This is a genomic window from Corynebacterium sp. HMSC076C10 (genome assembly GCF_001812455.1).
In the GTDB taxonomy this organism is placed as follows: Bacteria; Actinomycetota; Actinomycetes; order Mycobacteriales; family Mycobacteriaceae; genus Corynebacterium; species Corynebacterium jeikeium_D.
Window position 1 is genome coordinate 1 of the sequence record NZ_KV809150.1, and the last position, 221, is coordinate 221.

Annotated in this window: 1 pseudogene; it reads right to left on the reverse strand. The window is 53.8% G+C overall.

The window, feature by feature from the left end:
- A pseudogene (locus HMPREF2857_RS11265) lies at nt 1-221 on the reverse strand (IS3 family transposase); the annotation flags it as partial.

The window sequence follows — 221 nt, forward strand, 5'->3', positions numbered from 1 at the left end:
ACGGCGATGTAGCCACGGTGTGGGCAACAATTGAGCGGTCGAACAGATCCATCACCGGTGACAGGTAGACCTTGCGGCCTGCAACCCTGAACTCGGTGACGTCGCTGACAAAGACGGTGTTTGGCTTATCTGGGGTGAATTTGCGGTCAAGTTTATTGTCAGCGATGTGGCTGATCGTCCCAACATGGGAAATATACGGTCTGCGCTGGCGAATCTTAGCT